Below are 25,361 nucleotides of genomic sequence, written 5' to 3' on the forward strand. Positions count from 1 at the left end.
GAGGAATAGTCCAGTGGTTCACAGCGTCCTCGCTGTGTTTTTTCAAAGGAACCTCGCCCCAACCGTATCGGCCGGAGACGGGGTATCAACATATCTGGCGCTGACTTTTGGCACGCTGTTGAGTTCTCAAGGAACGGACGCTTCCTTCGTACTCACCCTCTCGGGCTTTCCTCCGGGCGCTTCCCTTCGGTGATCCAAACTCTATCAGGGTTTTCCGGTCTCTCTGACCACCGTCCCGCAGGCATGCGGAAGGCGATCCCGAGATAGGATCTGACAAGTTGGGTGCTGCCGAGCAAGCACGCCTGGTGGCGCCACTCATCCCCGAGCAGGGGTACGACAGTACACGGGGCCGTGAAGTGGGTGCAAATCGATTGGTTTGGTGGTCTAGACCACCAACGTGAGCTGTCGTAAGCTCTCGCCCGGAAGCGGTACTTACCGTGACATAACCTGCTGCACAGTGCGCCGTCCGGGACAGGCCGTGACGACCACCTGAATCTCCACCCCTGGGAGGCTTCCCATGACCACCGTGACGTCCCCGCTCGCCGGACGCGCCATCGGACTGTCGGCCGTGCCCGACCCGGTCTTCTCCGGCGCGATGGTCGGCCCCGGCACGGCGATCGACCCCGTGCGTGAGCCCTCCGAGGCCGTCGCCCCCGTCGACGGAGTCGTCGTGTCGCTCCACCCGCACGCCTTCGTCGTCGTCGACGCGCAGGGTCACGGAGTGCTCGTCCACCTCGGCATCGACACCGTGCAGCTCAACGGCGAAGGCTTCGAGTTGCTGGTCGACAAGGGCGACACGGTCACGCGCGGCCAGGCCGTGGTGCGCTGGAACCCCGCCGCCGTCGAGGCCGCCGGCAAGTCTCCCGTCTGCCCGGTCGTGGCCCTGGAGGCCACCGCCGAGTCCCTCTCCGATCTTCGCGAAGACGGCGACGTGAAACCCGGCGACAGTCTCTTCTCCTGGAAGTGACCCCCTGCCGTCCCGCTTGGGGACGGCCACCAGAGAAACCATCGCGGCGGCGCACCCGCCGCACTAGCGGAGACGGTGAGATGGAGACAACGCTGCGAGGCGTCGGTGTGAGCCACGGGGTGGCGATCGGCGAGGTTCGGCACATGGGGACGGCGGTGCTGGAGCCGCCGGCCAAGCAGATACCGGCGGAGGAGGCGGAGCGCGAACAGGGGCGTGCCCGCCAGGCCGTGGAGGCTGTGGCGGCCGACCTGACGGCGCGGGGCAATCTGGCGGGCGGTGAGGCCCAGGCCGTGCTCGAGGCGCAGGCCATGATGGCCCAGGACCCGGAGCTGATCGCGGACGTGGACCGTCGTATCGCGGTCGGGAGCACGGCCGAGCGCGCGGTGTACGACGCGTTCGCCGCGTACCGGGACCTGCTTGCGGGGGCCGGTGAGTACCTCGCGGGCCGGGTGGCCGACCTCGACGACGTGCGGAACCGTATCGTCGCGCGTCTGCTGGGCGTGCCGATGCCGGGTGTGCCGGACAGCGACGAGCCGTACGTCCTGGTCGCGCGTGACCTCGCGCCGGCGGACACGGCTCTGCTCGACCCGGCTCTGGTCCTGGGCTTCGTCACCGAGGAGGGCGGTCCGACCAGCCACAGCGCGATCCTGGCGCGTGCGCTCGGTGTGCCGGCCGTGGTGGCGCTGCCGGGGGCCGGTGAGCTGGCCGAGGGCACGGTGATCGCGGTGGACGGCAGCACCGGCGAGATCTTCGTGGAGCCCAGTGCCGAGAAGAAGGCGCAGATGGAGGCCGCGGCCGCCGAGCGCAAGGCCGCGCTGGCCGCGTCGACGGGTCCGGGCGCGACCTCCGACGGGCACAAGGTTCCGCTGCTGGCCAACATCGGTGGTCCCGCGGACGTGGCGGCGGCGGTCGAGGCGGGTGCTGAGGGTGTAGGTCTGTTCCGGACCGAGTTCCTGTTCCTGGACGACAACAAGAAGGCTCCTTCCGAGGAGAAGCAGGTCGAGGCCTACCGGCAGGTGCTCGAGGCGTTCCCCGAGGGACGCGTGGTCGTACGGGTGCTGGACGCGGGTGCGGACAAGCCGCTCGACTTCCTGACCCCGGCCGACGAGCCGAACCCCGCCCTGGGTGTGCGGGGTCTGCGGACGCTCCTCGACCACCCCCAGGTGCTGCGCACGCAGCTGACGGCGCTGGCGAAGGCCGCCGAGGGGCTGCCGGTGTACCTCGAGGTGATGGCGCCGATGGTCGCGGACCGTGCGGACGCCAAGGCGTTCGCGGACGCGTGCCGTGAGGCCGGGCTGCGGGCGAAGTTCGGTGCGATGGTGGAGATTCCATCGGCCGCGCTGCGGGCGCGTTCGGTGCTGCAGGAGGTGGAGTTCCTGTCGCTGGGGACCAACGACCTGGCGCAGTACACCTTCGCGGCCGACCGGCAGGTGGGTGCCGTGTCGCGGTTGCAGGACCCGTGGCAGCCCGCGCTGCTCGACCTGGTCGCGCTGGCCGCGGAGGCGGCGCGGGCCGAGGGCAAGAGCTGTGGTGTCTGTGGTGAGGCCGCGGCGGATCCGCTGCTCGCCTGTGTGTTGACCGGTCTTGGGGTCACCTCCTTGTCGATGGGTGCGGCGTCGCTTCCGTATGTCCGGGCGACGCTGGCCAAGTACACGCTGGCGCAGTGCGAGCGTGCGGCGGCCGCGGCGCGTGCGGCGGACAGTGCCGACGACGCGCGCGCGGCGGCGCAGGCGGTGCTGTCCGGCGAGTGACCGGGTCCGGCGCACGGTCGTCGGTGCTGTGAGGGGCGCTCCACCCGCGTGTGGGGCGCCCCTCGTGCGTGGGGTGCCGGGTCAGTGGCGGTGCCGTGCCGGCGGGTCCTCACCGAGGTCGGGCGGGGTGCCGTAGTCGACGCCGGATTCCGGGGCGATCAGGTCGCCGGAGTCGACGTCGGTGCAGTAGGCGTCGAAGACCTCGCCGGCGGTGAGGGGTTCGAGGGTGTGTTCGCGCAGCCGCCAGCCGTAGATCCGGTCGGGGGTGCCGGGGGCGGTGGTGCGCATGACGAGGCCGCCGGGGCTGCGGGTGGCCATGCCGAGGGCGAGGACGGTGGCGAATTCGAGGGCTTCGGCCTCGTCGAGCCGGGTGGCTCCGGTGTCGTCGTCGTCCGCGTGCAGGACGGCGACCAGGTCCTCGGGTGCGGTGGAGACGCTGCAGACCAGGTGCCGGTTGCCCGGAGGGGCGGTGTCGAGGACGCGGGCGAGGACTTCGGCGGCCCGGGCGAAGGCGGCACGACCGAGGTCCTCGCCGCAGGATTCGCAGGGGCCGAGGCGGGCGAGCAGTGTCGCGGCGTACTCCCAGGTGGCGCGGCGCACGGCCTCGTCGACGAGGGCGGGGACGAGCTGGGTCAGCGGCCTGCCGTCGTAGGGCAGGGTGGTTCCGGTGGCCGCGAGTGCGGCGGTGAAGCGGGCTCGGCTGGCCGGGGTGTCGGGTTCGAGGCCGCTGTCCGCGCAGAATTCGGCGTACTCCGCGGGGTCGAAGAGGGCCAGCGCGGTGTGGCCGCCGTCGGCGGCGCGTGACTTGAGGAGCACTTCGATCTGCTGGAGGTAGGTCGTGTGGTCGTCGAAGGTGAAGCTGCGGTAGCGGCGCATGGCGCGGAAGTCGTGTTCGTCGGTGAGCAGGCCGATGGTTCCGGCGATCTCCCTGCGCAGGACGCGCCGCATGGTCCGGTGGTCGGTGTACGTCATGGTGTCCCCCTGTGTGTGCACGGTCTATCGATGCTCACTCACCGTAACCGGCGGCACTGACAGTGGGATCCCCGTGAGCCGGGAGCGGACCGTTCGGTGCTGGATGAGGCAGGTGGCGGCGATGGCGGCGCCGAAGAGGGACCAGCCCGCGGGGCCGGCGGCGATGGCGGCCGTGACGGCGAGGGGGCCGATGCTGCGCTGGGCGGACTGGGCGAGTCCGTGGACGCCGAGGTAGGCGCCCTGCGCGCTGTCGGGGGCGAGCGCGACGGACAGTTCCCAGGAGACCGTGGCGTGGAGCATTTCGGCGAGGGTGAACAGGGCGGCCGCGGCGGTCAGGAGCAGGGTCGCGCCGAGGGTGCCGCCGGTGGCGGAGAGCGTCATGGCGACGCCGCCGAGGGCGAAGGCGGCGGAGAGCGGGAGGAGGAGTCGGCGGGCGGCCGCGGTGGTGGCGCCGAAGCGGGCCAGCGGGACTTGGAGGACGACCACCATCACGTTGTTCAGCACCATCAGCAGAGGGGCGAGGCCGTGCGGCACGTTGGCGGCGTGGGCGATCCAGAGGGGCAGGCCGACCTTGAAGACCGCGTCGTCCAGGAAGAGGACGGTTTCGGTGGCGACGTAGGCGAGGTAGGTGCGGTCGCGCCAGGGCGTCGCGGGCCTGCCGGCCGGGACGGGGCCGCCGGAACCGGCGACGGTGCGGGTGGGCGAGGGCGGTTCCGCGCAGCGGAGGGTGAGCAGGGCGGCGGCGAGGAAGGACAGGGCGTCGCCGAGCAGCAGCCAGCGGTAGGCGGCGGTGGTGCCCAGGGCGAGCGCGGCGGCCGCGCCGAGGCCGCCGAGGGCCCAGCCGGCGTTGGCGACGGTGCGGTTGAGCGCCTGGTAGCGGACTCGGTCGGGTCCCGCGACGCGGGTGGCGTAGAGCCTGGTGAGGACGCTCGCGGCGCGGTCTCCAAGGCCGCCGAGGGCCGAGAGGAGGAGCAGCAGGGTGTAGTCGTGGGTGGTGAGGAGGCCGAGCGAGGCTACGGCGCGCAGGAGCTGGAGGGCGGCGAGGACGCGGGTGAGCGGGAGGCGGTCGGCCAGGTGGCCGCCGATCGGGGCGCCGGCGATGCCGACCGCTCCGGCGAGGGCGGCGAGGATGCCGACCTGGGCCACGGAGAGTCCGGAGACGTAGGTGAAGTACAGGACGGAGACGGCGGCCCACAGTCCGCTGCCGGTGCGGTCGACGAGGGCGATGACGAGCATGGCGCGGCCGTCGGGTCCGCCGGGTATCCGGGCCGTTCGTCCGCGTGTGCGCGTGGTGGTGACCACGGCTCCCCCTTGCACGGTCGTATGTATTGATACATAATCTTGTACGTGGCAACACAATATGGGATCAGTGGCTCGACGGCCAGGGAGATTGCCGCGTCCGTCGAGCGGGGCGTGGCCGACGGCGCGCTCGGGCCGGGGGCGGCTCTGCCTCCGGTGCGGCGGCTCGCGGACGACTTGGGGGTGAGCCCGGGGACGGTGGCGACCGCCTACAAGGAGCTGCGCCGGCGGGGCATCGTCGTCACGCGCGGGAGGGGCGGCACGGTGGTGGCGGCAGTCCCGGCGGTGGCTTCGCGACGCCCGCCGAAGGTCCCCGAGGGCCTGCGCGACCTGGCGGGCGGCCACCCGGATCCGCGCCTCCTGCCCACTCTGGTGCCGCCGTCCCGGCTGTCCCCCGGCGCCCGGTCGCACCGTTCCACGCCGCGCCTGGGGCGACTGGAGCACGTGGTGCGCGAGTGGCTGCGGCCCGACGGGGTGCCGGTGGAGCACGTGACGTTCGCGCACGGCGCGCTGGACCTGATCGGCCGGCTGCTGTCCGTGGAGCTGTGGCCCGGGGACGCGGTCGCGATGGAGGACCCCGGCTACCACCATCTGCTGGACCTGGTCACCGCGCTGGGGCTGCGCAGCGTGCCGGTGGCCGTGGACGACGAAGGCATGCGCGCCGACGCGCTCCGCACCGCGCTGCGCGCGGGCGCGCGGGCGGTCGTGTGCAGCCCGCGCGGGCAGAACCCGTACGGCGGCTGCTTCTCCCCCGCGCGCCGCGCCGAGCTGCTCGATGTCCTGCGGGACGAGCCGGACGTGCTGGTGGTGGAGAACGACCACACCTCGGCGGTGGCCGACGTTCCCCTGCGGTCGCTGGCCTCGGGCGGTCTCACGCGCTGGGTGCACGTCAGGACGGTGAGCAAGTTCCTCGGGGCGGATCTGCGCTGGGCGGCCGCGGCCTGCGACGCGACCACGCTGGCCAGGCACGACGGTCGGCTGCTGCTGACGTCCGGCTGGGTCAGCCATCTGCTCCAGGAGACGGTCCACGGGCTGATGACGGATGAGGGCACGCGCGCGCTGGTGTCCCGCGCGCGTGAGACGTACGCCCTGCGGCGCACCGCCCTGCTGCGCGAGCTGGCCGGCAGGGGGATCGCCGCGCACGGGGTGAGCGGGATGAACGTGTGGGTGCCGGTGGCGGACGAGTCTGCCGTGGTCAACGGGCTGCGGTCCTACGGCTGGTGGGTGGCCGCGGGGGCCAGGTTCCGCATCTCGTCAGGACCGGGGGTACGGATCTCCGTGGCCGGTCTGGAGCCCGCCGACGCGCTGCGGCTGGCCTCGGACTTCGCCGCCGTGCTGGGCGAGTCCGAGGCCACGTACGGTGGCTGACCGGGCGCTCAGGCGCGCTTGCGGGCCAGGTCCTCGTAGAAGCGCAGCAGGTCGAGGTCGTCGATGGAGCCTGGGTTGACCGCCTTTTCCAGGGGGGTGCCCTGGAGGAGGCGCTTGACGGGGACCTCGATGCGCTTGCCGGTGAGGGTGTGCGGGATGCCGGGGACCTCGATGACCTCGTCGGGGATGTGCCGCGGCGAGAGCTGTTCGCGGATGGTCTGCTTGATCCGATTCAGGAGGGCGTCGTCGAGGACGGCGCCGGGGATCAGGTGCACGAACAGGGGCATCCAGTAGCCGCCGTCGGGCTGCTCGATGCCGATGACCAAGGATTCCTTGATCTCGGGAAGGCGCTCGACGGCCTCGTAGATGTCGGCGGAACCCATGCGCACGCCCTGGCGGTTGAGCGTGGAGTCGGAACGGCCGTGGATGATCACCGAGCCGCGGGAGGTGAGCGTGATCCAGTCGCCGTGCCGCCACACGCCGGGGTACATGGCGAAGTAGCTGTCGTGGTAGCGGGTGCCGTCGGGGTCGTTCCAGAGGTGGATGGGCATCGACGGCATGGGGTTGGTGACCACGAGTTCGCCGACCTCGTCGGTCAGCGGTGCGCCGCTGGGGTCCCAGGACTGGAGATCGGTGCCGAGGCAGGGCGCCTGGAGCTCGCCGATGTGGACCGGGAGGGTGGGCACGGCTCCGGCGAAGCAGGAGCACACGTCGGTGCCGCCGCTGACGGACGCGATCCACAGGTCCTCGCGGACCTCGTCGTGCAGCCAGCGGAACCCGTCGGGCGGCAGCGGGGAGCCGGTGGTGGCGACGCACTGGACCGCGGACAGGTCGAAGTCCCGGGAGGGGTGCACCCCGGCCTTGCGGCAGGCCATGACGTACGCGGCCGAGGTCCCGAAGAGGGTGGCCCCGGTGCGTTCGGCGACGCGCCACTGGGCGCCCGTGTCGGGGAAGCCCGGGCTGCCGTCGTACAGGATGACGGTCGTACCGGTGAGCAGGCCGGAGACGAGGAAGTTCCACATCATCCAGCCGGTCGAGGTGTACCAGAAGAACCGGTCCTCCGGGCCGAGGTCGCAGTGCAGGCCGAGCTGCTTGAGGTGCTCGACGAGGATGCCGCCCTGGGACTGCACGATGGCCTTGGGCAGGCCGGTGGTGCCGGAGGAGTAGAGCACCCACAGGGGGTGGTCGAAGGGCACCTGCTCGAAGACGGGGTCGGCGTCGGCCGAGGTGAGGTCCGACCACTCCAGGGCGCCCTCGGGCGCCGTCGTGCCCAGGAGGGGGATGTGGACGACGGCGCGCAGGGTGGGCAGCTCGCGGCGCAGTTCCGCGACGACTTCGCGGCGGTCGTGCTCCTTGCCGCCGTAGCGGTAGCCGTCGACCGTGAACAGCACGACCGGCTCCACCTGCTGGAAGCGGTCGAGGACGCTGCGGGCGCCGAAGTCCGGGGCGCAGGACGTCCAGACGGCGCCCACGGCGGCCGTGGCGAGCAGGGCGACGACGGCCTGGGGGATGTTCGGCAGGTAGCCGCTGACACGGTCCCCCGGACGCACGCCGAGGGCGCGCAGTTCAGCGGCGAGCGAGCCGACCTGGCGGCGCAGCTCGGCCCAGGTGACGGGGCGCGGTTCGTGGGTCTCGTCGACGTGCAGCAGGGCGGGTTCGCCGGGGCGGGCGTCCGCCGCGCGCAGGGCGTGCTCGGCGTAGTTCAGCTTCGCTCCGGGGAACCACTGCGCGCCGGGCATCGAGCGATCGCCCAGCACGCGCGCGTAGGGGCTCGAGAACCGCACGTCGAACCACTCCGTGACGGCCTTCCAGAACGTCTCCAACTCGTCCACGGACCAGCGGTGCAGGGCCGCGTAGCCGCCCTCGGCCGGGGCTCCGTGGTGCTCGGCCGCCCAGGCCTGGAACTTCGTGATCTGCGCCTGGGCGATCCGCTGCGGATCGGGCTGCCACAGCGGCAGGGGGTTCACGGTAGACATGGGCGGCTCCCGGACTGTGCGCGTCGTATGCGTCGGTCCGCGCACGTGCTGGGGTGTGCGCGTGACGCGGCTGACAGGGACGATGCCATGTGATCGACTTTGACACCAGGGTGCCCGCCACACAGTCCGTGTCGTGAAGATGTGGTCCGGGCACGGGTGAACGGCAGTTGAACGACGCACACGCGGCGGCCCGTCGATGGCAGGGTGAGCAGCATGGACGGTCGTGACCTGGTGCGTTCGGTGAAGGCGGTCGGCTCGGCGGGGCCGGCACGGGGGCTGCGCACCGTGCGGGCCGCCTGGCGCCGGCGGCGCGCCGACGCCAAGGGGCTGCCCCCGCGCGGCGCGGAACGCGCGCGCGTGCCCGGCGCGGTGCGGGAGGCCGAGCCCGGGCCGGGAGGCGGTGTCATTCGTTTCAGCCGTTCGGAGCTGCGCATTCTCGTCGCCGTCAACGGAGCGGTGTTCTGGGGCTGGGACGGGGCGGGCCCCGAGCCGTCGTACGCGCTCGCCGGCCGCTGCCCGGAGCCGGACCCCCGCGCGGTGCTGGAACCGGACAAGGACGGCGGCTGGCGGGTGGTGGCCGAGCGGGTCACCGTCACGGTCTCGCGGCGCGGCGCGATCGAGGTGCGCACGCCCGGCGGCATCCCTCTGCGTCACGACCTGCCGCCCCGCTGGTGGGAGCCGGTGGGCGGCGGGCCGGCGCGCTGGACGCAGCGGTCGCAGGTGGCGGCCGACGCCCGGTTCTTCGGCTTGGGCGGGCGGGCGTCGGGGCCTCGGCTGCGCGACGGCGCCTACCGTCTGTGGAACACCGACCCGGGCCGGCCCTTCGGACCCGGCGAGGACCCTCTCCACATCACCATGCCGGTGCAACTGGTCGTCGCGGACGCGGGCACGCACCTGGTGTTCCACGACAACTCCTGGGACGGCACCGTCGTCCTGCGCGAGGGCGAGGAGGGCGCCGGTTCGGGCCATGACCGGGCCGGGACGAGCGAGCTGCGGATGGACGGCGGCCCGCTGCGCTGCTGGGTGGTCGTCGGCACTCCCGCGCGGGTGGCGCACACCTGGGCCTCGCTCACGGGCGCGCCGGCGCTGCCGCCCGCCTGGGCGCTGGGTCATCATCACGCGCGGTGGGGCTTCGGCGACGAGCAGGAGGTGCGCCGGATCGTGGCCGGCTACCACGAGCACGGGCTGCCCCTGGACGCCGTGCATCTGGGCATCGACCACTACGACGCGCACCAGGTGTTCACCGTCGACCAGGACCGCTTCCCCAAGCTGCCCGTGCTCGCCGAGGAGCTGCGGCGCGACGGGATACGTCTGGTGTCGATCGTCGGCCCGGCGGTCGCGGCCGCGCCCGGAAACCCCGTGTACGACCAGGGAGCCGCCCAGGACGCCTTCGTGCGGGACGCCTCGGGAGCGGTCGCGCGGGGTGTCACGTGGCCCGGGGAGAGCGTCTTCCCCGACTTCACGCACGCGCGCGTGCGGCAGTGGTGGGGCGGTCTGTACGAGGAGCGGCTGGCCCAGGGGTTCGCGGGCTTCTGGCACGACATGAACGAGCCCACCTCGTTCGCCGCCTTCGGGGAGACCACGCTGTCCCGCTCGTCGCGCCACGCCCTGGAGGGCCGGGGCGGGGATCATCGCGAGGCGCACAACGTCTACGGACTGTGCATGGCGCGGGCCGGCTACGAGGGGCTGCGGGCCCTGCTGCCCGGGGAGCGGCCGTTCGTCTTCTCGCGGTCGGGGTGGGCCGGGATGCAGCGCTTCGGCGGCGCCTGGTCGGGGGACGTGGCCACCGGCTGGCCGGGCCTGCGGGCGTCGCTGTCACTGGTGCTGGGGCTGGGGCTGTGCGGGGTGCCGTACTCGGGACCGGACGTGGGCGGGTTCGACGGCAGCCCGTCGCCGGAGCTGTACCTGCGCTGCCTCCAGATGGCGGCGTATCTGCCGCTGTTCCGGACGCACGCGGGTCCGCGGGCCGGGCGCCGGGAGCCGTGGGAGTTCGGTCCCGAGGTGCTGGAGCACGCGCGCGTGGCGCTCGTCGAGCGGCGCCGGCTGCTGCCCTACTTCGTGACGCTGTCGCACCTCGCGCGGCGCACCGGGGTGCCCTATGTGCGGCCCCTGTGGTGGAACACGCCGGAGGACCGCGCCCTGCGCGACTGCGGGGACGCGTTCCTGCTCGGCGACGCACTCCTGGTGGCGCCCGTGCTCGAGCCCGGGGTGGAGCGCAGGGCGGTGCGGCTGCCCCGTGGCCACTGGTACGACACGGCCACGGGCCGGGCGTACGAGGGGCCGGCACAGGTGGTGGTCGACGCCCCGCCGGGCCGGATCCCGGTGCTCGCCCGCGCGGGTGCCGTGATCCCGGTGAGGGGTGACGACGGCGGTTCGGAGCTGGAGGTGTGGGCGCCCGTCTCCGGACGTGCCGGGGGCGGGCTGGTGGTGGCCGCCGCGGGCGACGGCTGGGAGGGGCCGGCGATCGAACGCTATGTCACCCGCCGGCAGGGCCGGCGGGTGGTCGTCGAGCGTGAGCGGGAGGACGGGGCCTGGGTGCCGCCGTCCCGCCCGGTGCGCGTGCGGGGGCTCGACGAGGGCACCGATCGGACGTAGCGGCCGTTCAGACGTAGCGGGCCCTTCAGACGTAGCGGCCGTCGAACCAGGCCCGCACGGCCAGGGTGTGCAGTGGGAAGGCGAGCTCCTGCGGCCTGCGCAGCAGGTGCCAGCCCTCCGTCTCGTCCGTGGCGGCCGAGCGCGGCAGCCCCTCCGCCGGGCGCTCCGGGAGCAGCCCGAAGAGGATCAGATGGCCGTCGGGCGAGCTCATCGCGTCGACGAGCCGCACGTCGCGGGCGGCGGCGTCGATGCCCGTCTCCTCCCTGAGTTCACGGACGACGGCCTGGCGCCAGTCCTCGCGGTCGTCGATGTAGCCGCCCGGCAGGGCGATGCCCCCGCGCGCGGGGGCGATGGTGCGCGTGATGACGACCAGGGCGGTGCCCTTGGTGTCGTACACGGGCTGGAGGGCCACCGCGACCGGCAGCGGGTTGCGGTAGACCACGGCCCCGCAGGCCGGGCAGGTGCGGGGCCAACCGGTGATGCCCTCTCCGTAGGGGGCTCCACAGCTCGAACAGTGGGAGTCCGGTCCGGAGTTGACAGTCAGGTGATGAGTTTCGGACACGCGCGGACTGTATCCGATCAGACGGAGGACGTCTTCGGTCAGCCGGTTGAGGGGCCGGAGGCGGGCTCGACTGTGGCCGGATCTCGCCGCTGCGCAGTCGTCTTCGCACAGCTTGTGACTGTCGGTCTTCCGCAACCCGTGACACACTTCTGACGGCCCGTCAGCTGACGCGTCGGGAGGGGCTATGTCACGTACACGCACACCCGTGGTGGCCGGCTGGTTCACCGGCGAGGGAGACGCCTTCCGGCTCCTGGGTACGCGCTGCTCGGCCTGCGCGTCGGTGTTCTTCCCGCGCGAGGACGGCCACTGCCGGAATCCGGGATGCCGCGGCGGGGAGCTCGAGGAGGTCCCGCTGTCCCGGCGCGGGCGGATCTGGTCGTACACGGACACCCGGTACCGCCCTCCGTCACCCTATGTGAGCGATCCGGAACTCTCATGGGTGCCGTACGCGTTGATCGCTGTGGAGCTGGCAGCAGAACGGATCGTGGTACTCGGACAGGCGGCCGAGGGCGTCACCGTCGCCGACCTGGCCGTGGGGATGGAGGTGGAGGCCGTCCCGGGCGTGCTCTCCGAGGACGCGGAGACGACCTGGACGACATGGAAGTGGCGGCCCGCTGCGGGCGTGGACGGGACGACGGAGACGGGGGCGTGAAAGGGGGGCTCGAGGCGTGAGGACGGGGGGTGAGCGCGTGAGTGGGGACGTCGCGGTGCTGGGGGCTGGCATGCACCCCTGGGGGAAGTGGGGCCGGAGCTTCGTCGAGTACGGGGCGGCGGCGGCCCGCGCGGCCCTCGCCGACGCCGGGCTGGACTGGCGGGAGGTGGGGTCGATCGTCGGCGCCGGCACGGTGCGGGGCGGATATCCGGGCCATGTCGCCGGGGCGGCCTTCGCCAAGGCGCTCGGCTGGCAGGGCGCGCGGGTCACCACCGTGTACGCGGCGTGCGCGTCCGGGGCGCAGGCGGTCGCGGCCGCGCGGGCGCAGATCCTCGCGGGCCTCGCCGACGTGGTGCTGGTGGTGGGCGCCGACGCGACTCCCAAGGGGTTCTTCCGCCCGGCCGGCGGGGACCGTCCCGACGACCCGGACTGGCTGCGGTTCCGGCTCCTGGGGGCGACCAATCCCGCCTACTTCGGGCTGTACGCGCGGCGGCGGATGGCGGTCCACGGCGACAGCCTGGACGACTTCGCGCGAGTGAAGGTGAAGAACGCCGCCATGGGGGCGCTCAACCCCAACGCGCGCTACCGCAAGCCGGTCACCGCCGAGGAGGTCGCCGCCTCCGCGGTCGTCGCCGACCCGCTGCGGCTGCTCGACATCTGCGCGACCTCCGACGGAGGGGCGGCGCTGGTGCTGTGCAGTCTGGATTTCGCCCGCCGCCGGGGTGCCGCACGCCCCGTGCGCATACGCGCGGTGTCCACGGTGACGCCGCGCTTCCCCAGCACGGTGCTCGACCTGCCCGACATCGCGACGGACTCCGCGGCCGGGGCGGATCCCGGCGGCGAGACCCTCCGGGCGTCGATCGCCCGTACCGCGTACGAGGAGGCGGGGTTCGGACCCGCGGACCTGTCCCTCGCCGAGGTCTACGACCTGTCCACCGCTCTGGAACTGCAGTGGTACGAGGACCTGGGGCTGTGCGGGGAGGGCGAGGGCGCGAAACTGCTGCGCGAGGGCGTGACGGCCCCGGGCGGCCGTATCCCGGTGAACGTGAGCGGCGGGCTGGCCTCGTTCGGTGAGGCGGTCCCGGCGCAGGCGATCGCCCAGGTGTGCGAGCTGACCTGGCAGCTGCGCGGCGCGGCGGGCGACCGGCAGGTCGAGGGAGCGCGCGTGGGGATCACGGCGAACCAGGGACTGTTCGGACACGGTTCGGCGGTGGTCGCGGTGCGGTGAGGCGGGCGGGCCGCCCTCGTCCGCCTTCGTTGCCGTCGGCCGCCTTGACGCTCCCTGTGCACAGGAGAACACTTCCCGTGTCGGTCGACATCGCCGTACATTCTCGGCGTATCCGGGCATGGCATCGCCCTGACACGGCCGCGGCTCCGGCCGCGAGGGGCACTCCTGCCCACCCCAACGGGGCGATGCGACGGCGACGGCGGGTTCGCCGTGGAGACCGGGCGGTGCCCGTTCCGTTCGGGCTGGGCGCACTCCTGTCGGTCATCCCGAGCAGTTTCCGGACAATGTGGGCCAAACTGATACCAGTAAGCGCGCAGCAGTGGAAAGCAGCAGACCGAACAGCAGACGTGACCGTTCCGACTCCAGGCCTCTTCGCCCTCCCCACGCAGCCTTCTGACCTCGCCACCAAGGGGTAGCCATGACGGACAACGCCGAGAAGTACGTGGCCGCTATCGACCAGGGCACCACCTCGAGCCGCTGCATCATCTTCGACCACGGCGGTGCCATCGTCGCCGTCGACCAGCGCGAGCACCGGCAGATATTCCCCAAGCCGGGCTGGGTGGAGCACGACGCCACCGAGATCTGGTCGAAGGTGCAGGCGGTGGTCGCGGGCGCGATCGCCAAGGCGGGGCTGCGCGCGGACCAGCTCAGCGCGCTCGGCATCACCAACCAGCGCGAGACGACGGTGCTGTGGGACCGGGCCACGGGCAAGCCGGTGCACAACGCGATCGTCTGGCAGGACACGCGTACCGCGTCGCTCTGCAACGAGCTGGGCGGCTCCGACGGGCAGGACCGCTTCCGCGAGCAGACGGGGCTGCCGCTCGCCAGCTACTTCTCCGGCCCCAAGGCGGCCTGGCTGCTCGACAACGTGCCGGGGCTGCGCGACCGCGCCGAGCGCGGGGAGATCGCCTTCGGCACGATCGACTCGTGGCTGATCTGGAACCTCACCGGCGGCACCGACGGCGGGAAGCACGTCACCGACGTCACCAACGCCGGGCGCACCATGCTGATGAACCTCCAGACCCTCCAGTGGGACCCGTCCATCCTGTCCGCGATGAACGTCCCCGAGGCGATGCTGCCCGAGATCAGGTCCTCCTCGGAGGTGTACGGGACCGGCGTGGGGCAGCTCGCCGGGGTACCGGTGGCGTCCGCGCTCGGCGACCAGCAGGCGGCCGTGTTCGGGCAGGCCTGCTACGAGGTGGGCGACGCCAAGAACACGTACGGCACCGGCAGCTTCCTGCTGCTGAACACCGGCAACCGCCCGGTGCCCTCCAAGAGCGGGCTGCTCACGACCATGGGCTACAAGATCGGCGACGAGGCGCCGGTGTACTGCCTGGAGGGCGCGATCGCCATCACGGGCGCGCTGGTGCAGTGGTTCCGCGACCAGCTCGGCATCATCCGCACCGCCGACGAGATCGAGCCGCTGGCGGCGAGCGTGCAGGACAACGGCGGCTCCTACATCGTGCCCGCGTTCTCGGGCCTGTTCGCGCCCTACTGGCGCTCGGACGCGCGCGGTGTCGTCACCGGTCTGACCCGGTACGTCACCAAGGCGCATCTCGCGCGGGCGGTGCTGGAGGCGACGAGCTGGCAGACGCGCGAGGTCGTGGACGCCATGTACCAGGACTCCGGGGTGCAGCTGACGAGCCTGAAGGTCGACGGCGGCATGACGAAGAACAACCTGCTCATGCAGCATCAGGCCGACGTGCTCGGCGTGCCGGTGATCCGTCCCAAGGTGTCGGAGACGACCTGCCTGGGCGCCGCCTACGCGGCCGGTCTCGCCACCGGTGTGTGGAACGACCTCGACGAGCTCAAGTCGCACTGGAAGAAGGACGCGGAGTGGACTCCGTCCATGGAGGCCTCGGTCCGCGACCGTGAGTACCGCAACTGGCGCAAGGCCGTGGAGAAGAGCTTCGGCTGGCTGGAGGACGGCGACGAGTAGCCGCCCGCGGGAGGGACGCGGCCCGTACCCCGGTCGGCGGGGGTACGGGCCGTACCGGCGCGTCGGCCGGCCAGGTGCCGGCGGCCGGTCACCTGGTGGCGGCCGGACGGTGGTGGCCGGTCAGGTGGCGACGGTCTGCCGGCGTTCGGCCGCGCGGGCCATCGCGTGCTGGACGACCCCGATGAGGATCTCCTTGACCGACTCGCGGTCGCGGGCGTCGCACAGCAGCAACGGCACGCCGTCGTCCAGATCGAGGGCCTGGCGGACGTCCTGCTCCGGGTAGCGTGCGGCGCCCTCGAAGCAGTTGACGCCGACGACGAAGGGGATCGAGCGCCGCTCGAAGTAGTCCACGGCGGCGAAGCAGTCCTCCAGGCGCCGCGTGTCGGCCAGGACGACCGCGCCGAGCGCGCCCTCGGACAGCTCGTCCCACATGAACCAGAACCGCTCCTGCCCGGGTGTCCCGAAGAGGTACAGCACCAGGTCCTCGCGCAGCGTGATACGGCCGAAGTCCATGGCCACGGTGGTGGTGTGCTTGCCCTCGACACCGCTGAGGTCGTCGACCGGGCGGCCCGCCTCGGTCAGCAGCTCCTCCGTGCGCAGCGGCCTGATCTCGCTGACGGCGCCGACGAGGGTCGTCTTGCCCACACCGAAGCCGCCGGCCACCAGGATCTTGAGCGTGACGGGCTCGACCGGGGGCTTGCCTCGCTCAGAACGCCCGAAGATCATCGGTCTCTACTCCTGCTCGATGGGGATCGGGCGGCGGTGGCCCGTAGCCTCCGCCGCCGGGGGTTTCCACGACGAGTACGTCACCTGGGGCGACGTCCGCCGAGTCGCTGCCGCCGAGTTCGACGACGGTGCCGTCCGCGCGCTCCACCCGGCCCGAGCCGAGCGCGCCGGGCTCGCCGCCCGCCATGCCGTACGGCGGGACCCTGCGGTGCTGGGACAGCGTGGAGACGGTCATGGGCTCCAGGAAGCGGATGCGGCGGACCGCGCCGTCGCCTCCCCGCCGGCGCCCGGCGCCGCCGGTGCCGTGCCTGATCGCGAACTCCTCCAGCCGCACCGGCAGCCGCCATTCCAGGACTTCCGGGTCGGTGAGCCGGGAGTTGGTCATGTGGGTCTGCACGACGCTGGCACCGGGGAAGCCGTCGCCTGCGCCGGAACCTGACGCGATGGTCTCGTAGTACTGGTGGCGCTCGTTGCCGAAGGTGACGTTGTTCATGGTGCCGGAGCCCTCCGCCTGCACGCCGAGCGCCGCGTACAGGGCGCCGGTGATCGCCTGGGAGGTCTCCACGTTGCCCGCCACGACGGCGGCGGGCGGCTGCGGGGCGAGCATCGAACCGCGCGGCACGACGATCCTGAGCGGCCGCAGACAGCCGTCGTTGAGCGGGACGTCGTCGTCCACCAGGGTACGGAAGACGTACAGGACGGCCGCGTTGACCACGGCGGACGGGGCGTTGAAGTTGGTGCTCAGCTGGGCGGAGGTGCCGGTGAAGTCGATGGTGGCCGAGCGGTCGGCGCGGTCCACGCGGACGCCGACCTTGATGACGGCGCCCGAGTCGGTCTCGTAGGCGTACTCGCCGTCGTCCAGGGCGTCGACGACCCGGCGCACGGCCTCCTCCGCGTTGTCCTGCACGTGCCGCATGTAGGCCTGGACGACGTCGAGGCCGAAGTCCTCGATCATGCGGGTGACTTCCTCGACGCCCTTGTGGTTGGCGGCGATCTGGGCGCGCAGGTCGGCCAGGTTGGTGTCCGGGTTGCGGGAGGGGTGGGGCGCCCCGGTCAGCAGGCCGCGGGTTTCCTCCTCGCGCAGCCGTCCGTTCTCGGCGAGCAGCCAGTTGTCGAAGAGGACGCCCTCCTCCTCGATGGTGCGGCTGTTCGCCGGCATGGAGCCGGGTGCGATGCCGCCGATCTCGGCGTGGTGGCCGCGGGAGGCCACGTGGAAGAGGACGCGGTCACCCTGCGTGCCGTCGGCGCCGAAGACGGGGGTGATGACGGTGACGTCGGGCAGGTGCGTGCCGCCGTGGTACGGGTCGTTGACCGCGTAGGTGTCCCCGGGGCGCATCCCCTCGCCGCGCCGCCGGATCACCTCCTTGACGCTGGTACCCATGGAGCCCAGGTGGACGGGGATGTGGGGGGCGTTGGCCACCAGGTTTCCGTCCGGGTCGAACAGGGCGCAGGAGAAGTCGAGGCGTTCCTTGATGTTGACCGACTGGGCGGTGGACTCCAGCCGGGCGCCCATCTGCTCGGCGATGGACATGAAGAGGTTGTTGAAGACCTCCAGCAGAACCGGATCGACTTCTGTGCCGAGATCGGAACTCTGCGTAACCGCCGCGCGTTCCAGGATCAGATGCCCGTCGTCCGCGACAGCGGCCCGCCAGCCGTCGTCGACGACGGTCGTCGAGCCGGCCTCGGTGACGATCGCGGGGCCGGTGAGGGTGGTGCCGGGCGGAAGGTCCTCCCGGCGGTGGAGCGGTACGTCGTGCCAGGCGCCCGCGGTGTGCAGGGGGACGGTCTCCGGCGCGGCGGCGCGGCCCGCGCGGGTGGGCCGGTACGGGGCGAGGGCGGACAGATCGGGGGGTTCGGTGACGCCGGTGGCTTCCACGGAAAGGGATTCGACGACGATCGGGCGGTCGAGCGTGAAGGAGTACGTGGCGCGATGACGTTCTTCGAACGCCCGGCTCATGGTGCCGGGTTCGGTCAGCTCGACGGTGAGGGTGGTGTCGGTGCCGTCGTAGCGCAGCTGGGCGCGCCGGGTGGTCCGGACGCGCTCCTCGGGTACGTCCTCGGCGAGGAGTTCCGCGCGGGCCGCGCCCTCGAGGTCGTCGGCGGTCTTCCTGATGCCCGGCATGGCGTCGGGTTCCAGTCGGGCCTCGACGGACTGTTCGCGCATGGCCGTGGTGTCGGCGAGGCCGATGCCGAGCGCGGACAGGACGCCCGCCATGGGCGGGACGAGGACGGTCCGGATGCCGAGCGCGTCGGCGACCATGCACGCGTGCTGGCCGCCGGCTCCGCCGAAGGTGGTCAGGGCGTAGCGGGTGACGTCGTGGCCCTTCTGCACGGAGATCCGCTTCACGGCGTTGGCGATGTTCTCGACGGCGATGCGCAGGTAGCCCTCGGCGACCTGCTCGGGCGTGCGGTCGTCGCCGGTGCTGTCGCGGATCTCGCGGGCGAGGGCGGTGAAGCGCTCCTTGACGAGTGCGGCGTCCAGGGGCTGGTCGCCGCCGGGGCCGAAGACGTGCGGGAAGTGGTCGGCCTGGATGCGGCCGAGCATGACGTTGGCGTCGGTGACGGCGAGCGGGCCGCCGCCGCGGTAGCACGCGGGGCCGGGTTCGGCGCCCGCCGAGTCGGGGCCGACGCGGTAGCGGGAGCCGTCGAAGCGCAGCAGGGATCCGCCGCCCGCGGCCACCGTGTGGATGTCCAGCATCGGGGCCCGCAGCCGGACGCCCGCGATCTGCGTGGTGAGGACGCGTTCGTACGCGCCCGCGAAGTGGGAGACGTCGGTGGAGGTGCCGCCCATGTCGAAGCCGATGACCCGGTCGAAGCCGGCCAGCTGGGACATGCGGGCCATGCCGACGATGCCGCCCGCGGGCCCGGACAGCACGGCGTCCTTGCCGCGGAACTGCCCGGCCTCCGTCAGCCCGCCGTTGGACTGCATGAACATCAGCCGTACGCCCTGCAGTTCCCGGGCGACGTGCTGAACGTAGCGGTCCAGCACCGGCGACAGGTAGGCGTCGACGACGGCCGTGTCCCCGCGCGGGACCAGCTTCATCAAGGGGCTGACCTCGCTGGACAGCGAGATCTGCGGGAAGCCGACGCGGGCGGCCAGTTCCCCGACGGCCCGTTCGTGCGCGGGGTGCAGATGGCTGTGCAGACAGACCACGGCGACGGCGCGGATCCCGTCGTCGTAGGCCTGCTGGAGGGGGCCGGCGAGGGCGTCCAGGTCGGGGGCGCGCAGGACGGTGCCGTCGGCGGCGATGCGTTCGTCGACCTCGACGACGCGTTCGTGGAGCAGTTCGGGCAGGTCGATGCGGCGGGCGAAGATGTGCGGGCGGTTCTGGTAGGCGATGCGCAGGGCGTCGCGGAAGCCGCGGGTGATGACGAGGAGGGTCCGCTCGCCCTTGCGCTCCAACAGGGCGTTGGTGGCTACCGTGGTGCCCATGCGGACCGCCTCGACGAGCTCGGTGGAGCCGCCGAGGATCTCGCGGACCCCCGCGACGGCCGCGTCCGCGTACCGCGCGGGATTGTCGGACAGCAGTTTGTGCGTGACCAGGCGGCCGTCCGGGCGGCGGGCCACGATGTCCGTGAAGGTGCCGCCCCGGTCGACCCAGAACTGCCAGCCGGCCATCTCACCACTCCGCATCCGCGCCGCTCACAGCGCCCGCAGGCCGTTGATCACGTCGCGCAGAATGCTCTCGTCCGGCAGTTCCGCCGGTGGCACCGGGCGGTTGACGTGCACGTACTCCTCGTCCACGAGGTCGCCGACGAGGACGCGCACCACTCCGATGGGAAGGTCGAGTTCGGCGGCGAGCTCGGCGACCGACTGGGGGGTCCGCCGGCACAGTTCGACGATGTCGACGTGTTCGGGGGACAGCGCGTTGTCGGTCTCCGGATCGTCGACGTGGGGCTCGGTGACGACGACCGCGATCAGGTCGAGGCGGTGCTGGCCCGCGTGGCTGGTGCGGCCCCGGGTCATGGCGTACGGACGGACCACCGGTCCGGCCTCGTCGTCGAACCAGTGGCTTCGTGCCTCACCGTCTGCGCTCATGTCATCTCACTACCCGCCGGAGGGCAGATCGGTGCGCGGAGCGGCCCCCAGATGCACGCCGACCCGCTTGACCAGCAGCGTCATCTCGTAGGCGACCTGTCCCACGTCGGAGTCGGCGTCGGACAGGACGGCCAGGCAGCTGCCGTCCCCGGCCGCGGTGACGAAAAGGAACGCCTCGTCGAGTTCGACGACCGTCTGCCGGACGCTGCCTGCCTCGAAGTGCCGGCCCACGCCCTTGGCCAGGCTGTGGAAGCCGGAGGCCACGGCGGCCAGGTGCTCGCTGTCCTCCCGGGTCAGGTCCTTCGACACCCCGGTCGGCAGTCCGTCACCGGAGAGCACGATGGCCTTGCGGATGCTGGCGACCCGGTCCACGAGATCGTCGAGGAGCCAGTTCAGCTGGGCCTTGTCGGTCGCGGCGTGACCGGTGGCCTTCGGTGCGGTCATCGACCGTCCCCCTTAGTCGTTCCTTGTGCTGTGCTGCCGTCCGGGGCGTGGTCGCCCTCGGCGTTCTCCTCACGGCCGCGCTGCCAGCCGCGCTGGAGCGAGGCCATGCGGCTGCGGACCTCGTCGGCGTCGCGTTCGACGGCCTCGGCGCGGTCCTCGGTGCGCCGCTGGGGAGCCTGTTTCAGTTGCGGGGCCAGGTTCGCCTGCCGGACGCGACGGGGCAGCGGTCCCGCGCCCGCCCCGGGGCCGCCGGGCGCGGTGGCCCGGTTGCCGGGGATCCGGTCCAGCCCTGCCGGGGTGCCGGGCATCCGGCCGGCGTCTGCCCGGTCCCCGGGAGCCCCGTCCGTGGGTGCACGGTTGCCGGGGGCTCGGTCCATGGGTGCCGCGGCGCCGGAGGTTCGGTCCGTGGACGCCGGGTCGCCGGCCGCCAGGGCGGCGCGGCGGGTGCGCTGCGGGAGGGCCGGGGGCTGCTGCGGTCCTTCGCCCGCCGCCGGGGACACGGGTCCGCCGCGCCCGGCGCGCTCGGCCGAGGGCCGGCCGAGAGGCGTCTCGCCGCGACGGCGGGCCGGCAGCGGCACCGCGGGCCCCGCTTCGTCCGCCTTCGCGGAGGCTTTACCGTCCCCTGCGCCGCGACGGGAGCGGTGCTCGGCGACCGGGCGTCCGTGGGAGCTGACCAGCTTCGGTGTCCGGCGCCGGGGCAGGGAGAGCGGCAGGTCCGGTTCCTCGTCCCCGGCTTCCCCGGTCGCGCGGTCCGCCGCGCCGAGCAGGCCCGCGCCCGGACGGTGCTCGGCCAGGTGGTGGGTCGTCGCCTCGTCCGGCTGCGGCTGGGAGTCGTCGGGCAGCCGGCGTGGACGGAACAGGCCGCCGCGCTCGCTGTCCTCCTCCCCCAGGGCTCCCGGGAAGTTCTCGATGGCGTCCAGGTCGACCGGCGCCTCCAGTTCCACCGGGCCGTCCAGGAGGGAGGCCGGCAGTCCCGGCAGCGGGACGGGGGTTGCGGTGAGAGCGGACCTGCGGCTCTCCGCCCGCTCGGCGGCCTTCGCCGGGCGCTCGCGGTCCAGACGGAAGCCGACCCCGTTGGTGTCGGGCACGTCGTCGGTCAGCAGCGCGTCGGGGATGAACACCACGGCGGTGATGCCGCCGTAGGGCGAGGGCTGGAGGGAGACGCGGACGTTCTGCCGCTGGGCGAGCCGGCTGATGACGAACAGTCCGAGCCGGTCGGTGTCGGAGAGTTCGAACTCCGGGGTCTCCGCGAGCCGGAGGTTGGCGTCCAGCAGCGCCTCGGCGGCCATGCCGAGACCCCGGTCGTGGATCTCCAGGGTGAAGCCGTTGGCGACGCGCTCACCGAGGACCTGCACGGCGGTGTGCGGGGGCGAGAACACCGTGGCGTTCTCCAGGAGTTCGGCCACGAGATGGGTGAGGTCGGCGACGGCCGGCCCGGTGACGGCGACCCTGGGCAGCCGGCGGACCTCGATGCGCTCGTAGTCCTCGACCTCGGCGACGGCGGCGCGCACGACGTCCATCAGCTGCACGGGCCTGCGCCACTGCCGGGACGGCGCGGCGCCGGAGAGGATCACCAGGCCCTCGGCGTGCCGGCGCATACGGGTGGTGAGGTGATCGAGGCGGAAGAGGTCGGCGAGTTCCTCGGTGTCCTCGGTCCGGCGCTCCATGGCGTCGAGGAGGGTGAGCTGCTTGTGCAGCAGGACCTGGCTGCGGCGGGCGAGGTTGACGAAGACCTCGGAGACCCCGGCGCGGAGTTCGGCCTGTTTGACGGCGGCCTCGACGGCGGCGCGCTGAAGGGTGTTGAGGGCCTGGCCGACCTCGCCCATCTCGTTCTTGTCGTATTCCAGGCGCGGCACTTCGGTCTCCACGTCGACCTGCTCGCCGGCGGACAGGCGGCGCATCACGCTGGGAAGCCGGACTCCGGACGCCTCGTGGGCCTCCAGGCGCAGCTTCCTCAGGTCGCGGACGAGGCCGCGGCCGATGCGCACGGACAGGAAGAGGGAGAACAGCACGGCGATCAGGCCGAGGACGCCCGCGACGGCCGCCTGGAGGATGACGTCCATGGCGACGGGCCGGACGCGGTCCTGATAGCGGTCGTTGGCCTGGTCGTCGAGGGTGGCGAGGTTGTCGAGGACGCCCGCGGCCGCGGTGTCCCAGCTCTTCGCGGTCACGTCGCGGGGTGTGCCGGTCCGGGTGGACGCCGCGGCCTGCTCGGCAGCGCGCAGCGGGGCGGTGGAGGCGTTCTGCCAGAAGCGTTCGTAGTGGCCGCGCTCGTCGCCGGGAAGGTACGGCAGGCTGATGCCGTACATCAGGGACCGCTGCGCCACGAGGTCGGAGACGTCACGGCTCTCCTCACGGGTGAGCCTGCCGACGACCAGCGAGGATCCCAGCAACGCGTCCTCGCGGGAGAGGAGTTCACGCGCCCGGGCGAGGTTGACCAGGGCGCGGTACTGCTCGTCGAGCTCGACGTCGTCGAAGACGTGGAGGTCGGCGAGCAGGGCGTAACAGGGGTCGACGAGGTGGTTGTAGAGGCCCAGTACCTGCATGCGGCCGGCGATGCCGTCCTCGACGCTGCGGCGCAGGGACCCGATGCCGTCGAAGGCGTCGAGCACGGCGGTGAGCCGTCCGCGGCTGTCCTCGTCCATCGCGTCGCGGACGTCGGCGTTGCGGGCGTTGCCGCGGACCTTGGCGACGGCCTCGTCGGTGGCGGTCCGGCTGCGCCGCAGCGCGGCGAGCTGGTCGGAGGCGCGCGGGTCGGCGAGATAGACGAGGCTCTGGCGGCGCTCCTGCTGCAGCGCGCGCACGGCGTCCTCGGTCGGATAGGAGACCTTCTCCACCACGGCCGACGCGTTGAACAACTGAGTCGCCTGGCGTCCCGTGATCACGGTGGCGAACGCCCAGATCGCCGTCAGTGACAGCAGCGGCACGAGAAGCAGCGCCACGATCTTCCGGCGGATGGACTTCCCGCGAAAGCGCATGGCCTCCCCCAGCTCGACCCCCACCGGAAGGGGGTACACATGTGCGTCAACAAACGGCGCGAGCCTACTACCGACACACAGTTAACTCGAAGTGCCGTCCCATGGCCGAACTTGCGTGTCCACGACGAGAGATGGCGAGTTGTCCGGGCATTGCGGGAGATGACGGCCCAGGAAAGCGGTGACTGTGAGCAGGCGGAACGGGTAGGTGACCGTGGCCGGTTGGCCGATATTTTTCGCTGCCCGGGAATCTTCGGCGCGTCTTGTTCGTCCTTCTCCATGGGACATGGGGCGGAATGGGGCACTCGAGCCACGTCTCGCACCTGGGCGGCGTAAAACAGCGCAAGCCGGGCAGCCCAACTGGGGAGTGGGTTCTTCGGGGACCGGAGTGAGGTCTGCCGGCGTGGGGAGTGAGACGTGATGAGCACGGCGGAGCGGTACGGGACGCGTGAGCTTGCGGGGCGTTCGGACGCAGGTGAGGCTGCCGGGCAGTCCGGATACAGGCCGTTGTGGGTGGAGGAGCCCGCGCGGCGGCGGAGGCTGCCGGATCCGGTGCGCGATGCGGCGGTGCGCGCGGTGCTGATCATCGCGGTGACGCTGATACAGGCCGTGGTGGCGTTCCTGTGCACCATGGCGGGGTCGTGGCTGGCCTTCCCGATGGTCCTGAGCAGCGTGGTCAGCACCGTGGTGGCCACCTGGGGAGCTCTCGACGTCTGGGTCACCAGGCAGACGTGGAACCAGCGCAACGGCGTGGTGTCGGTCCCGAGCAGCACCGCCCGGGCCCTACGGCGCGAGCGTCGCCGGACCCGGCGGGAGGAGCGGGCGGCCGAGGGGAGGCAGGAGCGGATACGCCGGCACGGGAGTGCGGGGCAGCTGTCGCACCCGTAGTGCGGGGTGCGTCTCCCTCGTGGCGTCGGGGGCGTGTGGGCGCTGGGGTCGGTGGGCGGCTTCGGTAGCCTGGGTGTTTCGGAACGCGCATGCAGGCGCGTCCTGCGCAACAGGTGAGCTGAATCATGACCCGCACGCACAAGAACCCCGGCCGCGGTGAGGAGTCCGCGCCGGACTCGGCGACGGCCCGGGGCAGGGTCGGCGCGGCCGGTGCGGTGCAGTCGGTGGACCGCGCCGTGAGCGTGCTGGAGATCCTCGCCCGGCACGGCGAGGCGGGCGTCACCGAGATCGCCGAGGAGCTGGGCGTCCACAAGTCCACCGCGTTCCGGTTGCTCGGCGTGCTGGAGAACCGGGGGCTGGTGGCCCAGGCCAAGGACCGCGGCAAGTACTGCCTGGGGGCAGGCATACTGCGGCTGGCCGGGGCGGCCGCGGTGCGGCTGGAGATTTCGCAGGAAGGCGTGCCCGTCTGCCGCGAACTCGCCGACGAGCTCGGCGAGACGGTGAACCTCGCCGTCCTGGACGAGGACGCGGCGGTCAACGTCATGCAGGCGCGCGGCACCGCGGCGGTGACCGCGCAGAACTGGCTGGGCAGACGCACCCCGCTGCACGCCACGTCCAGCGGGAAGGTGCTGCTCGCGCACCTGCCGCCGGCCCTGCGCGAAGGCCTGCTGGCCCGTCCCCTGGCCCGCTTCACCGAGCGCACGATCACCGGCGCGTCCGCGCTGCGTGCCGAGCTGGAGGCCGTGATCGAGCAGGGTTACGGAGTGACCGTCGAGGAGCTGGAACTGGGGCTCGCGGCCGTGGCCGCGCCGGTGCGGGCGCACGACGGCCAGGTCATCGCCGCGATCAGCGTGTCGGGTCCGGTGTACCGGCGGGGCGCCGACCGGTTGCCCGCGCTCGCGAAGCGGACCGTGGCGGCCGGCGCCGAGCTGTCCCGCCGCATGGGCTACGGCTTCTGACGCAGCCCTGCCGACGGGGCC

General features: G+C 72.5%; 18 protein-coding genes. 9 read left to right on the forward strand and 9 right to left on the reverse strand.

What is annotated here, in order from left to right; all coding sequences use genetic code 11:
* The first annotated feature begins 517 nt into the window (after positions 1 to 517).
* Entirely contained in the window at positions 518 to 967 is a 450-nt protein-coding gene (locus IE217_RS33605) for a PTS sugar transporter subunit IIA (RefSeq protein ID WP_190181746.1), read from the forward strand.
* Between the two features lie 80 nt (positions 968 to 1,047).
* Entirely contained in the window at positions 1,048 to 2,718 is a 1,671-nt protein-coding gene (gene ptsP, locus IE217_RS33610) for a phosphoenolpyruvate--protein phosphotransferase (protein ID WP_190181747.1), read from the forward strand.
* An 81-nt stretch (positions 2,719 to 2,799) separates the two neighbouring features.
* Here the strand turns inward: ptsP and IE217_RS33615 are convergent, their stop codons facing one another.
* Together IE217_RS33615 and IE217_RS33620 are read right to left on the reverse strand one after the other, a co-directional pair.
* Positions 2,800 to 3,690, reverse strand: a complete 891-nt coding sequence (locus IE217_RS33615; RefSeq protein WP_190181748.1) for a DUF8829 domain-containing protein — start codon at positions 3,688 to 3,690, stop codon at positions 2,800 to 2,802.
* A gap of 24 nt (positions 3,691 to 3,714) precedes the next feature.
* The gene (locus tag IE217_RS33620) at positions 3,715 to 4,992 is read right to left on the reverse strand and encodes an MFS transporter (RefSeq protein ID WP_308432801.1); all 1,278 of its coding nucleotides are present in this window, start codon (positions 4,990 to 4,992) and stop codon (positions 3,715 to 3,717) included.
* A 45-nt stretch (positions 4,993 to 5,037) separates the two neighbouring features.
* On the opposite strand from IE217_RS33620, the gene IE217_RS33625 reads away from it, so the two are divergent.
* Positions 5,038 to 6,357, forward strand: a complete 1,320-nt coding sequence (locus IE217_RS33625; protein ID WP_190181749.1) for an aminotransferase class I/II-fold pyridoxal phosphate-dependent enzyme — start codon at positions 5,038 to 5,040, stop codon at positions 6,355 to 6,357.
* A gap of 8 nt (positions 6,358 to 6,365) precedes the next feature.
* On the opposite strand, the gene IE217_RS33630 is transcribed toward IE217_RS33625, so the two are convergent.
* Positions 6,366 to 8,333: an acetoacetate--CoA ligase gene (locus IE217_RS33630; protein WP_190181750.1), complete on the reverse strand. Its 1,968-nt coding sequence runs from the start codon at positions 8,331 to 8,333 to the stop codon at positions 6,366 to 6,368.
* 213 nt (positions 8,334 to 8,546) lie between these two features.
* Between IE217_RS33630 and IE217_RS33635 the strand changes: the two genes are divergently transcribed.
* Entirely contained in the window at positions 8,547 to 10,928 is a 2,382-nt protein-coding gene (locus IE217_RS33635; protein WP_190181751.1) for a glycoside hydrolase family 31 protein, read from the forward strand.
* A gap of 25 nt (positions 10,929 to 10,953) precedes the next feature.
* Here IE217_RS33635 and IE217_RS33640 read toward each other — a convergent pair whose 3' ends face one another.
* On the reverse strand, positions 10,954 to 11,490 hold the full coding sequence (locus tag IE217_RS33640; RefSeq protein WP_190181752.1) for an NUDIX domain-containing protein: 537 nt from the start codon (positions 11,488 to 11,490) through the stop codon (positions 10,954 to 10,956).
* Between the two features lie 205 nt (positions 11,491 to 11,695).
* Between IE217_RS33640 and IE217_RS33645 the strand changes: the two genes are divergently transcribed.
* The 3 genes from IE217_RS33645 (at position 11,696) to glpK (ending at position 15,309) form a co-directional block, all read left to right on the forward strand.
* Positions 11,696 to 12,142, forward strand: a complete 447-nt coding sequence (locus tag IE217_RS33645) for a Zn-ribbon domain-containing OB-fold protein (RefSeq protein ID WP_190181768.1) — start codon at positions 11,696 to 11,698, stop codon at positions 12,140 to 12,142.
* A gap of 37 nt (positions 12,143 to 12,179) precedes the next feature.
* Positions 12,180 to 13,370 (forward strand): lipid-transfer protein, encoded by a 1,191-nt coding sequence (locus IE217_RS33650; protein ID WP_190181753.1) that lies wholly within the window; start codon positions 12,180 to 12,182, stop codon positions 13,368 to 13,370.
* A 418-nt stretch (positions 13,371 to 13,788) separates the two neighbouring features.
* Positions 13,789 to 15,309 carry a glycerol kinase GlpK gene (gene glpK, locus IE217_RS33655; RefSeq protein ID WP_190181754.1) on the forward strand — a complete coding sequence of 507 codons (1,521 nt, stop codon included), beginning with the start codon at positions 13,789 to 13,791 and terminating at the stop codon, positions 15,307 to 15,309.
* A gap of 120 nt (positions 15,310 to 15,429) precedes the next feature.
* On the opposite strand, the gene IE217_RS33660 is transcribed toward glpK, so the two are convergent.
* Genes IE217_RS33660 through IE217_RS33680 form a run of 5 tightly spaced genes read right to left on the reverse strand, consistent with a single transcriptional unit; the run spans position 15,430 to position 23,496 of the window.
* Positions 15,430 to 16,035, reverse strand: a complete 606-nt coding sequence (locus IE217_RS33660) for a GTP-binding protein (protein ID WP_190181755.1) — start codon at positions 16,033 to 16,035, stop codon at positions 15,430 to 15,432.
* Positions 16,016 to 19,654, reverse strand: coding sequence for a hydantoinase B/oxoprolinase family protein (locus IE217_RS33665; protein ID WP_190181756.1), 3,639 nt, complete (start codon positions 19,652 to 19,654; stop codon positions 16,016 to 16,018). The genes IE217_RS33660 and IE217_RS33665 overlap by 20 nt, the downstream gene beginning before the upstream one ends.
* Before the next feature lie 24 nt (positions 19,655 to 19,678).
* Complete coding sequence (locus IE217_RS33670; RefSeq protein WP_190181757.1) at positions 19,679 to 20,074, reverse strand: DUF742 domain-containing protein; 396 nt, start codon at positions 20,072 to 20,074, stop codon at positions 19,679 to 19,681.
* Between the two features lie 9 nt (positions 20,075 to 20,083).
* Positions 20,084 to 20,518: a roadblock/LC7 domain-containing protein gene (locus IE217_RS33675; RefSeq protein WP_190181758.1), complete on the reverse strand. Its 435-nt coding sequence runs from the start codon at positions 20,516 to 20,518 to the stop codon at positions 20,084 to 20,086.
* Positions 20,515 to 23,496 (reverse strand): sensor histidine kinase, encoded by a 2,982-nt coding sequence (locus IE217_RS33680; RefSeq protein ID WP_190181769.1) that lies wholly within the window; start codon positions 23,494 to 23,496, stop codon positions 20,515 to 20,517. Before IE217_RS33680 ends, IE217_RS33675 begins: the two co-directional genes overlap by 4 nt.
* A gap of 417 nt (positions 23,497 to 23,913) precedes the next feature.
* On the opposite strand from IE217_RS33680, the gene IE217_RS33685 reads away from it, so the two are divergent.
* Complete coding sequence (locus tag IE217_RS33685; protein WP_308432802.1) at positions 23,914 to 24,381, forward strand: hypothetical protein; 468 nt, start codon at positions 23,914 to 23,916, stop codon at positions 24,379 to 24,381.
* A gap of 125 nt (positions 24,382 to 24,506) precedes the next feature.
* Positions 24,507 to 25,340, forward strand: a complete 834-nt coding sequence (locus IE217_RS33690; protein ID WP_190181759.1) for an IclR family transcriptional regulator — start codon at positions 24,507 to 24,509, stop codon at positions 25,338 to 25,340.
* Positions 25,341 to 25,361 lie beyond the last annotated feature (21 nt).

It is taken from the genome of Streptomyces naganishii JCM 4654 (assembly GCF_014650575.1).
Classification (GTDB): Bacteria; Actinomycetota; Actinomycetes; order Streptomycetales; family Streptomycetaceae; genus Streptomyces; species Streptomyces naganishii.

Excerpts from the sequence above, each read along its gene's own strand:
- IE217_RS33605 (WP_190181746.1), top strand. The coding sequence starts at position 518 with ATGACCACCGTGACGTCCCCGCTCGCCGGACGCGCCATCGGACTGTCG.
- ptsP (WP_190181747.1), top strand. The coding sequence starts at position 1,048 with ATGGAGACAACGCTGCGAGGCGTCGGTGTGAGCCACGGGGTGGCGATC.
- IE217_RS33615 (WP_190181748.1), bottom strand. The coding sequence starts at position 3,690 with ATGACGTACACCGACCACCGGACCATGCGGCGCGTCCTGCGCAGGGAG.
- IE217_RS33630 (WP_190181750.1), bottom strand. The coding sequence starts at position 8,333 with ATGTCTACCGTGAACCCCCTGCCGCTGTGGCAGCCCGATCCGCAGCGG.
- IE217_RS33635 (WP_190181751.1), top strand. The coding sequence starts at position 8,547 with ATGGACGGTCGTGACCTGGTGCGTTCGGTGAAGGCGGTCGGCTCGGCG.
- glpK (WP_190181754.1), top strand. The coding sequence starts at position 13,789 with ATGACGGACAACGCCGAGAAGTACGTGGCCGCTATCGACCAGGGCACC.
- IE217_RS33660 (WP_190181755.1), bottom strand. The coding sequence starts at position 16,035 with ATGATCTTCGGGCGTTCTGAGCGAGGCAAGCCCCCGGTCGAGCCCGTC.
- IE217_RS33665 (WP_190181756.1), bottom strand. The coding sequence starts at position 19,654 with ATGGCCGGCTGGCAGTTCTGGGTCGACCGGGGCGGCACCTTCACGGAC.
- IE217_RS33670 (WP_190181757.1), bottom strand. The coding sequence starts at position 20,074 with ATGAGCGCAGACGGTGAGGCACGAAGCCACTGGTTCGACGACGAGGCC.
- IE217_RS33675 (WP_190181758.1), bottom strand. The coding sequence starts at position 20,518 with ATGACCGCACCGAAGGCCACCGGTCACGCCGCGACCGACAAGGCCCAG.
- IE217_RS33680 (WP_190181769.1), bottom strand. The coding sequence starts at position 23,496 with ATGCGCTTTCGCGGGAAGTCCATCCGCCGGAAGATCGTGGCGCTGCTT.
- IE217_RS33685 (WP_308432802.1), top strand. The coding sequence starts at position 23,914 with ATGAGCACGGCGGAGCGGTACGGGACGCGTGAGCTTGCGGGGCGTTCG.
- IE217_RS33690 (WP_190181759.1), top strand. The coding sequence starts at position 24,507 with ATGACCCGCACGCACAAGAACCCCGGCCGCGGTGAGGAGTCCGCGCCG.